We start from the raw sequence: 9892 nt of genomic DNA on the forward strand, positions 1-9892 counted from the left end.
TTCATTTTTCGTCCGAGGACGTTAAGAATCCATGTCACTTTGAGTGCCCACACAGATTGTCTGATAAATTGTTAAAGAGCAGTGCGACGGCGCTTAGCGCTCTGTCGCGAGGTGGCGTATATTACGCTTTCCTCTTTCAGAGTCAACCTCATTTTTCAGAAGTTTTTCTCTTTCCGACCCGGCTTACTCTGTGAAGTTGTTCACATTTGCCGTGTCAGTGGGAGCGCATTATAGGGATCCCATTTTTTTGCACAAGCCTTTTATCGATCTTTTTTTCCAAGTGATGGTTTTTCGCCCTTTTCGCGGTGTTATTGCCCAATTCGCTCAGTTTTTACCACAATAAAGGGTTGCAGATGGCCTTAAAAGCCACCAAAGTCTTTATACAACCCTGGTTTATTGAGGTAATCATGTCCGCCAACTTACGTCCGTATAAAGATTTGTTCCCGCAAACCGGCCTGCGCGTCATGATCGATGCGACCAGCGTGGCGATCGGCGATGTCCGAATGGCTGACGATGTCAGCATCTGGCCACTGGTCGCCATCCGTGGGGATGTTAACTATGTGGAAATCGGCGCCCGCACGAACATTCAGGACGGGAGCGTCCTGCACGTCACCCATAAATCATCCTATAACCCGCAGGGGAACCCGCTACTCATCGGCGAAGATGTCACCGTTGGTCACAAGGTGATGCTGCATGGCTGCACTATTGGCAATCGAGTCCTGGTCGGGATGGGTTCAATTTTGCTGGATGGCGTCGTTATAGAAGATGACGTGATGATTGGTGCCGGTAGTCTGGTACCGCAAAATAAACGTCTGGAAAGCGGCTATCTCTATTTTGGTAACCCGGTAAAACAAATTCGCCCCCTGACGGAGGCGGAGCGGGCTGGTCTTCTGTATTCAGCCAACAACTATGTGAAATGGAAAAACGATTATCTGGATCAGGAAAACCAGACCCAGCCTTGATCGTCTTCCTGCTGGCCGCGGATCAATTCGTCAGCTTCTTCTTCCAGATCCCAACGATGCTCACGGAACGCGTCCAGCCACTGCCCTGGCTCATCACCACCAAAGCGCTGCTTTAATGTCGCGCCGCGGATTGCACAAGTGAGCTGGAACCCCTGTACCAGGGCCGGGAAGGTGACACATTGTCGGTCACTATCCCACTCTTCCCTGTCGGGAAACTGGATCGCCTGATTCACGCGTTCAGTTCCTGATCCAGTTCCTGGATAACCGGTGCAATTTCCGGTAGAACGCCATGCCAGAGCAGTACCGCGTGAGCAGCCTGTGCCACCAGCATCCCTAAACCATCGGCATACATTTTAGCGCCATGTTTCTGGCACCAGCACAGAAACGGCGTGCTGCCTTTCTGGTAAAACATGTCATAGCAGTGGACCTGGGCATTTATTAATGAAGATGGTATTGCCGGCACCTCACCGCTGATGCCGCTGGAGGTCGCATTAATAATGAGGTCGAACTCATGTCCAGCCAGCGATTCCATCTCGAGAGCACAAATACTGCCGGTGTGTGCGAACAGAGTTGCCAGTTCCTGGGCACGTGCGAAGGTGCGGTTAACAATCGTCACCGCACAATCCAGTGACAGAAGCGGCAGTAGAACACCGCGCGAGGCGCCACCCGCGCCGATAAGCAATACCCGATAACCTGGCTTAATGAATACTAGCCGCTCCAGATCGCTCAACAGCCCAATCCCGTCAGTGTTATCCCCCAACAAACGCCCGTCCTCTAGTCGCTTCAGGGTATTCACTGCCCCGGCTAACGCCGCGCGTTCAGTGAGCTCATCCGCACGGGCAAACGCTTCTTCCTTGAACGGTACGGTAATATTCGCCCCTTTCCCACCTTCAGCAAAGAAAGTATTCAGAGTGTTTATAAAACCGTCTGTCGGCGCCAGGATACGGCCATACGGGTGAGCAATCTGCAGCTGCTGCGCAAAACGCTGGTGAATAGAAGGGGACTTGCTGTGGGCTATCGGATTTCCGAAGACTGCATAGGTTTCCATTATTTACCCCTGGCGAAAGCGTTCACCCGTCAGGGCATCGCGAATTTCAGACGGGTTTTGACGGCCGCCTGTCGGACCATCAACTACCGGGAAATCAGCGCCAAACTGCGCCAGAACTTCTGCCGTGGTGCGGCAAGGCGGCTGGCCGGACAAATTGGCACTGGTTGAGACCAACGGTTTTCCATAAGCCTCGCACAGCGCTATCACCAGCGGATGATCACTAACACGCACGGCCAGAGAATCAAAGCGGCCGGTTAACCAGCGGGGTGTTGAAGCATTAGCAGGAAAAACAAAGGTTACGGGTCCTGGCCAGCAGGCGTTAATCGCCGCACGCTGTTCGTCATTGAGCTGTGAATCATCAATATAAGGTTTCAGTTGCTCAAAGTTCGCGGCGATCAAAATAAGACCTTTATCGACGGGACGCTGTTTGAGATCCAGCAGACGCATTACAGCCGTTTCGCTGTCAGGGTCGCAACCAACACCAAAAACGGCTTCTGTCGGATAGGCGATGACATGTTCATTATGTAGAACCGCCACGGCATGGGCGACGGTTTCTGAGTGCAGGTTATTATTCACTGATTTATTCCGCCGGGATCGGCTTTCCACATTGCTTACTGGCACAAAAGCATTTTACGCCCTGTGCCGTTTTCTTTTCGATTAATAGCGGATAGTGGCATTCAGGGCATTCACCCGCTACCGGTTTGAAGTTGATAACGAACTGGCAATCGGGGTAACGATCGCAGGAATGGAACGTTTTGCCGAAACGAGAGCGACGCTGAACCAGCTGCCCCTGTCCACACTGCGGGCAGGCAATCGCGGTTTCGTCGGGTTTATCGATAGTTTCGGTATGTTCGCATTCCGGATAACGGCTGCAGCCAATAAACATCCCGAAGCGCCCCTGGCGTAACACCATAACAGCGCCACAAGACGGACACTCCTGTCCCTCCAGCACTTTTACGATATGCCCGTCCGCCTGGTTTTTCAGGGGACGGACATAGTCACAGTCCGGATAGTGTGAGCAGCCGAGAAACGGCCCGTGTTTCCCGGAGCGAATTACCAGTTCAGCCCCACACTGTGGGCAGGGCTCATTTTTACGCACCGAAAACAGTGCTGATTTGGTCATAACAACTCGATGTTGCTGCAAAAAGATTAATGCAGCATACCTTCATTTACTTCGAAGAGTAATTCTTCCATTTGTTGATAGGCATTTTCACAGCCTGGAATGTTAAACAGCACCATCAGGATCACCCATTTCAGGTCTTCCAGATCGAACTCTGCCGTATCCAGCGCTAATACGCGCTCTATCACCATTTCTCGTGTTTCGAGGTTCAACACCTGAATCTGCTCGAGGAATAACAAAAATCCTCGGCAACTGGCATCCAGACGTAAGCACTCTTCTTCGGTGTAAATCCGCAGAGAGAGCGGGTCTGACGCAAGCTGCATGGGTTCAACGAGACCTTCCTGATAATCAGCCAGTTTCTCGAGCCACATCAGCGCGTTATAGATATCTTCCCGATCAAAACCTGCATCAGTCAGATCACGGGTCAGTTTGTCCTGGTCCACGCGCATTTCTGCTTCGTTTTGGATGTAAGTCTCAAACAAATACATGAGTACGTCGAACATGGCTTGCCCTCCTTAATCGGACATAGCCGCCGGGTACAGCTGCGATCCAGCCTGCTAACTCCAGTTCAAGTAGCTGAGCTACGGTCACTGGCACAGATTGGCCGGCACGTTCAGCGACAACGTCAACAGGTGTTACCTCATCTCCTACGTTAGCCAGGAGCTCTGGAAATGGCAATGCCATGGGAGGCCGATCTACGCAATTATTTATATTGTCAGGCATATCAGGGAACCATTGTAGCTCCTGCCGACAGTATTCAATGATATCTTCCGCTGACGTTACAGGGATGGCCCCTTGCTTAATTAACCAGTGCGGCCCTTCTGAGCCGGGATTACCCACCGGCCCGGGTAGCGCAAAAACTTCTCTCCCCTGCTCTAATGCGCAGCGAACGGTTACCAGGGAGCCACTTCTCAACGCGGCCTCAATCACCACAACGCCGACACTAAGCCCGCTGATGATCCGGTTGCGACGAGGGAAATTCCCAGGCAGCGGAGCCGCAGCAAGAGGGAATTCGGACAACAGCGCGCCACCGCTCTCCACGATTTGTGTTGCCAGTGCACGATGCCGACGTGGATAAATCTCTTCTAATCCATTGCCGAGTACGCCAATGGTCTTCCCTGGTGCTTCCAGCGCACCGCGATGAGCGACGCCATCAATGCCGAGAGCCAGACCGCTGGTAATCGTGATGCCATAAGATGCCAGAAGTTCACTGAACTGCCGCCCCCAACGCGCGCCATACCAGGAATGTGCGCGACTACCAACAATCGCCAGTTGAACGCTACTAAGAAGGGGTAAATCCCCACAGACGAAAAGCGCGCCAGGATAATCAACGATCGCACGTAGCTGCGGTGGGTAGTGTGGATGGTCTGCCATCAGCAAATGGTGCCCGGACTGTTCCAGCCACAATAATGCAGAATCAAGCTGTTGCTGGCTCAAGGACATAAATTGCCCAGCCTGCGCGCCACTCAATCCACAGGCACCGAGTGCTTCACTATCAAGCACAGGGGCGGCACACAGTTTCCGGGCTGCCCTCATCATGCTGTCACCATAAAGGTTGTTCACCTTCATCAGGCGCAACCAAATCTCTGTAGGCGCCATCCTTATCCCCTGCCATAAGTGGCTTTGACAATCCTTGTGATTGGAGAGCGAGACTGTCAATTACAGGGGGTTTTGTCTAGAATAGAGCTAATAATCTTATCCACTCCTGAATACGACTCTGGATCTTTATGGCAGTTTTGCAAGTGTTACATATCCCGGACGAGCGCCTTCGCAAAGTCGCTGAACCGGTAAAAGAAGTGAATGCGGAAATTCAGCGTATCGTCGATGATATGTTCGAGACGATGTACGCGGAAGAAGGTATTGGCCTGGCCGCCACTCAGGTGGATGTCCATCAGCGAATTATCGTCATTGATGTTTCTGAGAACCGCGAACAGCAGCTGGTGTTAATCAACCCTGAGCTGCTGGAAAAGGACGGTGAAACGGGTATCGAAGAGGGTTGCCTGTCGATCCCGGAACAACGCGCGCTGGTTCCACGTGCCGAAACCGTGAAAATTCGCGCATTAGATCGCGAAGGTAAGTCGTTCGAACTGGAGGCTGATGGTCTGCTGGCTATCTGCATCCAACATGAAATGGATCACCTGGTAGGCAAGCTGTTTATCGATTATCTGTCGCCGCTCAAACAACAGCGTATCCGTCAGAAAGTTGAAAAACTGGATCGTTTGCGTACGCGTGCCTGAGGACAAGGACTAACGTGTCACAATCACTACGAATCATTTTTGCGGGAACTCCCGATTTTGCAGCGCGTCATCTTGATGCGCTGTTGTCGTCTGAGCACCAGGTTGTTGGCGTATTTACCCAGCCGGATCGCCCTGCTGGTCGCGGCAAAAAGCTGATGCCGGGGCCGGTAAAAGCCCTCGCTGAAAGCCATAACCTGCCGGTATTCCAGCCTGTATCCTTGCGCCCGCAGGAAAATCAGCAGTTGGTTGCGTCGCTGAACGCCGATGTCATGGTTGTCGTGGCCTACGGATTGATTCTGCCTAAAGCGGTTCTGGATATGCCGCGCCTGGGTTGTATCAACGTACATGGCTCGTTGTTGCCACGCTGGCGTGGGGCAGCACCGATCCAGCGTTCGCTCTGGGCGGGTGACGCGGAAACCGGCGTGACCATCATGCAGATGGATGTTGGTCTGGATACCGGAGACATGCTGTACAAGCTCTCCTGCCCGATCACGGCGCAGGATACCAGTGCCAGCCTGTATGACAAGCTGGCGGATCTCGGTCCACAGGGGTTACTGGAAACATTAACCCAGCTGGCAAACGGCACCACTCAGCCGGAAGTACAGGACGAAGCCGTCGTCACTTACGCTGAGAAGCTCAGTAAAGAAGAAGCCCGTATTGACTGGTCGCTTTCCGCAGCCCAGCTCGAACGCTGCATTCGTGCCTTCAATCCGTGGCCGATGAGCTGGCTTGAAATTGACGAGCAGCCGGTGAAAGTCTGGCAGGCATCGGTGATTGCTGAAACCAGTAGCGCTGAACCTGGCACCATCGTGGCCGCCGGTAAGCAAGGCATCCAGGTCGCAACAGGCAACGGAATCCTGAATCTGGAATCGCTGCAACCTGCAGGTAAAAAAGCGATGAGCGCCCAGGATCTGCTAAATTCTCGCCGGGAATGGTTTACCCCCGGTAACCGTCTCTCCTGACGGTAATCACTTCTAAAGCCCGGATTTACCGGGCATTTTTATTTTGCGGTTATGAAAAAAAATCTTAATTTACGCAGTCTGGCGGCACAGGCCGTTGAGCAGGTTGTCGAGCAAGGCCAGTCATTGAGCAACGTTCTGCCAGCGTTACAGCAGAAGGTTGGGGAAAAGGATAAAGCACTGCTGCAAGAGTTGTGCTTTGGCGTACTGCGCACGCTGAGCCAGCTGGAGTGGCTGGTTAACAAGCTGATGGCGCGCCCGATGACGGGCAAACAGCGCACTATTCACTATTTAATTATGGTCGGGTTTTATCAGCTGCTCTATACCCGCATTCCGGCTCATGCTGCGCTAGCAGAGACCGTTGAAGGTGCGGTAGCGATCAAACGTCCGCAGCTGAAAGGGCTTATCAACGGCGTGTTGCGCCAGTTTCAGCGTCAACAGGAAACCCTGCTGGCCGAATTTGCCCAAGGCGAGAGCCGCTTTCTCCACCCTGCCTGGTTGCTTAACCGCCTGAAAAAATCCTGGCCACAGCAATGGCAAGCCATCGCCGAAGCGAATAACCAGCGCCCGCCTATGTGGCTGCGTGTAAACCGCAATCACCACTCGCGCGATGAGTGGCTGAAATTACTGGAAGAGGTCGGATTACAGGGGTTCACTCATCATGATTACCCTGATGCAGTTCGCCTGGCAACGCCGGCTCCCGTCCATGTATTACCAGGATTTGACCAGGGCTGGGTCACCGTTCAGGATGCTTCGGCCCAGGGCTGCATGCGCTATTTAACTCCGGAAAACGGCGAGAGAATCCTGGATCTGTGCGCAGCCCCTGGCGGTAAAACGACGCATATTCTCGAAGTCGCACCGCAGGCTAACGTACTGGCCGTTGATATTGACGAGCAGCGTCTGTCCCGCGTCTACGATAACCTGAAGCGACTCGGCATGAAGGCTCAGGTCAAACAGGGCGATGGCCGCTATCCGGCCCAGTGGTGCGAGGATGAAAAGTTCGACCGCATTCTGCTTGATGCCCCCTGTTCGGCCACCGGCGTCATCCGTCGCCATCCGGATATTAAATGGTTACGTCGCGATCGCGATATTGCTGAACTGGCCCAACTGCAGTCAGAAATTCTGGATGCTATCTGGTCACATCTGAAACCCGGCGGCACGCTGGTCTATGCAACCTGTTCAATCCTCCCGGAAGAGAATAGCCAGCAGATTGCGGCGTTCCTGAAGCGTACCGCGGATGCCGAACTCAGCATTACCGGTACCCCCGAGCAGCCCGGCGTGCAAAATTTGCCTGGTGCTGAAGACGGTGATGGGTTCTTTTACGCTAAGCTGATCAAACATCGGAAATAATGGATCACTGCTGATGAAGATTATTATTCTGGGCGCCGGTCAGGTAGGCGGAACTCTCGCGGAAAACCTCGTCGGAGAGAACAACGACATCACCTTAGTCGATACCAACGGGGATCGCCTGCGCGGTCTGCAGGATAAATTCGACCTTCGCGTTGTCCAGGGGCATGGTTCCCACCCTCGGGTATTACGTGAAGCCGGCGCCGATGATGCCGACATGCTGGTTGCGGTGACGAGTTCAGATGAGACCAATATGGTAGCCTGCCAGGTTGCCTATTCGCTCTTTAATACTCCCAATCGTATTGCCCGTATCCGCTCGCCGGATTACGTCCGTGATGCCGAAAAACTATTCCACTCAGAAGCGGTACCCATTGACCATCTGATCGCGCCTGAGCAGTTAGTGATAGACAGTATCTACCGCCTTATTGAGTATCCTGGGGCGCTGCAGGTCGTCAACTTTGCAGAAGGGAAAGTCAGCCTGGCGGTCGTGAAAGCCTACTACGGCGGTCCGCTGGTCGGTAATGCGCTCTCAACCATGCGTGAGCACATGCCACATATCGACACGCGCGTCGCGGCTATTTTCCGTCATGACAGACCTATTCGCCCCCAGGGTTCAACGATTGTTGAAGCCGGCGATGAGGTGTTCTTTATCGCCGCATCCCAACATATCCGCGCGGTAATGAGTGAACTGCAGCGGCTGGAGAAACCCTACAAACGGATCATGCTGGTTGGTGGTGGCAACATCGGGGCAGGTCTCGCCCACCGTCTGGAAAAAGATTACAGCGTAAAACTCATCGAACGCGATCAACAACGTGCCGCTGAACTTGCCGAGAAATTGCAGAATACGATCGTCTTTTATGGCGATGCCTCCGATCAGGAACTGCTGGCAGAAGAGCATATTGATCAGGTTGATCTTTTCATTGCCGTTACCAACGATGACGAAGCGAATATCATGTCCGCCATGCTGGCCAAACGGATGGGCGCTAAAAAAGTGATGGTGTTGATCCAGCGGAAAGCGTACGTCGATCTGGTGCAAGGTAGCGTGATCGACATTGCGATATCTCCGCAACAGGCCACCATTTCTGCCCTGCTCAGCCATGTGCGTAAAGCGGATATCGTTGGCGTATCATCACTACGCCGCGGTGTAGCTGAGGCCATCGAAGCTGTCGCCCATGGCGATGAAAGTACCTCCCGGGTGGTTGGTCGTTCGATCGATGAGATCAAACTGCCCCCAGGCACGATCATTGGCGCCGTGGTCCGTGGCAATGATGTCATGATCGCCAATAATAACCTGCGCATTGAACAGGGTGACCACGTCATTATGTTCCTGACCGACAAAAAATTTATCTCCGACGTCGAACGCCTGTTCCAGCCAAGTCCGTTCTTCCTGTAATAACTGCGGGCGACAATACGATGCCCGCTTTAATTACCCTATACTTATTAATGGCTAATATTTTTTAGCAATTATTCAACAGTAATGGCAAACAGGAATACATTTGATAAACTTATTAAGTTGGCTGGTTCAAGGAGAATAAAATGAGCATTTTAAAAGAGTTTCGCGACTTCGCGATGCGCGGGAATGTTGTTGATTTAGCAGTGGGTGTCATCATTGGTGCGGCATTTGGTAAAATTGTGTCGTCGCTGGTTGCCGATATTATTATGCCACCGCTAGGACTTCTGATTGGCGGTATTGATTTTAAATCCTTTGCTGTCACGTTGCGCGATGCACAGGGTGATATCCCTGCCGTCGTGATGCATTACGGGGTGTTTATCCAGAATGTCTTCGATTTTGTGATCGTGGCTTTTGCCATTTTCATGGCAATCAAACTGATGAATAACCTGAATCGCAAAAAAGAAGAAGCTCCGGCTGCACCGCCGGCTCCGTCGAAAGAAGAAGTATTGTTAAGTGAAATTCGCGATCTGTTGAAAGAGCAAAATAACCGCTCTTAATCAAGCGACAGAAAGCAGAAGGCCAGTGGTAAAAAAGTGAATCACTCTTTTGCCACTGGCCTCCCGGTCATTCCGCCCTGCATGTTTGTCTTTACGTTGATAACTACCTTTCCCCTTCTTACTTTTTTCAATCCGTTGCCTGAATAATGGGTCGTGCAGTAACGCCTCAATGGCATTGTCTTTAATTTGCCCTTTGGTATGTTGATAGCGGCTCATAATTACTCCTGATAGTGGATAAGATCGTCGCGAGTGTAGATCCGCGCGCTGAG

General features: G+C 52.5%; 13 protein-coding genes. 6 read left to right on the plus strand and 7 right to left on the minus strand.

Annotation, left to right across the window (positions count from 1 at the left end; translation table 11 throughout):
• Window positions 1–407 precede the first annotated feature (407 nt).
• Window positions 408–962 carry a gamma carbonic anhydrase family protein gene (locus EDF82_RS00005; RefSeq protein WP_123753638.1) on the plus strand — a complete coding sequence of 185 codons (555 nt, stop codon included), beginning with the start codon at window positions 408–410 and terminating at the stop codon, window positions 960–962.
• Here the strand turns inward: EDF82_RS00005 and EDF82_RS00010 are convergent.
• Genes EDF82_RS00010 through dprA form a run of 6 tightly spaced genes read right to left on the minus strand, consistent with a single transcriptional unit; the run spans window position 938 to window position 4729 of the window.
• Window positions 938–1195 carry a DUF1488 domain-containing protein gene (locus tag EDF82_RS00010; RefSeq protein WP_123753617.1) on the minus strand — a complete coding sequence of 86 codons (258 nt, stop codon included), beginning with the start codon at window positions 1193–1195 and terminating at the stop codon, window positions 938–940. The genes EDF82_RS00005 and EDF82_RS00010 overlap by 25 nt on opposite strands.
• On the minus strand, window positions 1192–2010 hold the full coding sequence (aroE, locus tag EDF82_RS00015) for a shikimate dehydrogenase (RefSeq protein ID WP_123753618.1): 819 nt from the start codon (window positions 2008–2010) through the stop codon (window positions 1192–1194). The genes EDF82_RS00010 and aroE overlap by 4 nt, the downstream gene beginning before the upstream one ends.
• A gap of 3 nt (window positions 2011–2013) precedes the next feature.
• Window positions 2014–2586 (minus strand): L-threonylcarbamoyladenylate synthase type 1 TsaC, encoded by a 573-nt coding sequence (gene tsaC / locus EDF82_RS00020; protein ID WP_123753619.1) that lies wholly within the window; start codon window positions 2584–2586, stop codon window positions 2014–2016.
• Window positions 2587–2590: 4 nt separating this feature from the next.
• Window positions 2591–3133, minus strand: a complete 543-nt coding sequence (locus tag EDF82_RS00025) for a type I DNA topoisomerase (protein WP_123753620.1) — start codon at window positions 3131–3133, stop codon at window positions 2591–2593.
• Between the two features lie 26 nt (window positions 3134–3159).
• Window positions 3160–3633, minus strand: a complete 474-nt coding sequence (gene smg / locus EDF82_RS00030; protein WP_123753621.1) for a DUF494 family protein Smg — start codon at window positions 3631–3633, stop codon at window positions 3160–3162.
• Window positions 3605–4729 carry a DNA-protecting protein DprA gene (dprA, locus tag EDF82_RS00035; RefSeq protein WP_123753622.1) on the minus strand — a complete coding sequence of 375 codons (1125 nt, stop codon included), beginning with the start codon at window positions 4727–4729 and terminating at the stop codon, window positions 3605–3607. Before dprA ends, smg begins: the two co-directional genes overlap by 29 nt.
• Before the next feature lie 128 nt (window positions 4730–4857).
• Between dprA and def the strand changes: the two genes are divergently transcribed.
• From def to mscL, 5 genes are all read left to right on the plus strand, one after another.
• Window positions 4858–5367, plus strand: coding sequence for a peptide deformylase (def, locus tag EDF82_RS00040; protein ID WP_123753623.1), 510 nt, complete (start codon window positions 4858–4860; stop codon window positions 5365–5367).
• Between the two features lie 14 nt (window positions 5368–5381).
• Window positions 5382–6329 (plus strand): methionyl-tRNA formyltransferase, encoded by a 948-nt coding sequence (gene fmt / locus EDF82_RS00045; protein ID WP_123753624.1) that lies wholly within the window; start codon window positions 5382–5384, stop codon window positions 6327–6329.
• A 51-nt stretch (window positions 6330–6380) separates the two neighbouring features.
• Window positions 6381–7676 carry a 16S rRNA (cytosine(967)-C(5))-methyltransferase RsmB gene (gene rsmB / locus EDF82_RS00050; protein ID WP_123753625.1) on the plus strand — a complete coding sequence of 432 codons (1296 nt, stop codon included), beginning with the start codon at window positions 6381–6383 and terminating at the stop codon, window positions 7674–7676.
• 13 nt (window positions 7677–7689) lie between these two features.
• The gene (trkA, locus tag EDF82_RS00055) at window positions 7690–9066 is read left to right on the plus strand and encodes a Trk system potassium transporter TrkA (protein ID WP_123753626.1); all 1377 of its coding nucleotides are present in this window, start codon (window positions 7690–7692) and stop codon (window positions 9064–9066) included.
• A 143-nt stretch (window positions 9067–9209) separates the two neighbouring features.
• Window positions 9210–9623, plus strand: coding sequence for a large-conductance mechanosensitive channel protein MscL (gene mscL, locus EDF82_RS00060; protein WP_123753627.1), 414 nt, complete (start codon window positions 9210–9212; stop codon window positions 9621–9623).
• Here mscL and EDF82_RS00065 read toward each other — a convergent pair whose 3' ends face one another.
• A complete protein-coding gene (locus tag EDF82_RS00065; protein ID WP_123753628.1) occupies window positions 9624–9839 on the minus strand; it encodes an alternative ribosome-rescue factor A in 216 nt (71 codons plus the stop codon).
• Window positions 9840–9892: the final 53 nt, after the last annotated feature.

Source organism: Klebsiella sp. BIGb0399 (assembly GCF_003752615.1).
In the GTDB taxonomy this organism is placed as follows: domain Bacteria; phylum Pseudomonadota; class Gammaproteobacteria; order Enterobacterales; family Enterobacteriaceae; genus Klebsiella; species Klebsiella lignicola.

Bases quoted from the DNA above. Each gene is read 5' to 3' on its own strand.
- smg (WP_123753621.1), bottom strand. From the start codon at position 3,633: ATGTTCGACGTACTCATGTATTTGTTTGAGACTTACATCCAAAACGAA.
- EDF82_RS00025 (WP_123753620.1), bottom strand. From the start codon at position 3,133: ATGACCAAATCAGCACTGTTTTCGGTGCGTAAAAATGAGCCCTGCCCA.
- mscL (WP_123753627.1), top strand. From the start codon at position 9,210: ATGAGCATTTTAAAAGAGTTTCGCGACTTCGCGATGCGCGGGAATGTT.
- def (WP_123753623.1), top strand. From the start codon at position 4,858: ATGGCAGTTTTGCAAGTGTTACATATCCCGGACGAGCGCCTTCGCAAA.
- aroE (WP_123753618.1), bottom strand. From the start codon at position 2,010: ATGGAAACCTATGCAGTCTTCGGAAATCCGATAGCCCACAGCAAGTCC.
- EDF82_RS00065 (WP_123753628.1), bottom strand. From the start codon at position 9,839: ATGAGCCGCTATCAACATACCAAAGGGCAAATTAAAGACAATGCCATT.
- rsmB (WP_123753625.1), top strand. From the start codon at position 6,381: ATGAAAAAAAATCTTAATTTACGCAGTCTGGCGGCACAGGCCGTTGAG.
- dprA (WP_123753622.1), bottom strand. From the start codon at position 4,729: ATGGCGCCTACAGAGATTTGGTTGCGCCTGATGAAGGTGAACAACCTT.
- EDF82_RS00005 (WP_123753638.1), top strand. From the start codon at position 408: ATGTCCGCCAACTTACGTCCGTATAAAGATTTGTTCCCGCAAACCGGC.
- trkA (WP_123753626.1), top strand. From the start codon at position 7,690: ATGAAGATTATTATTCTGGGCGCCGGTCAGGTAGGCGGAACTCTCGCG.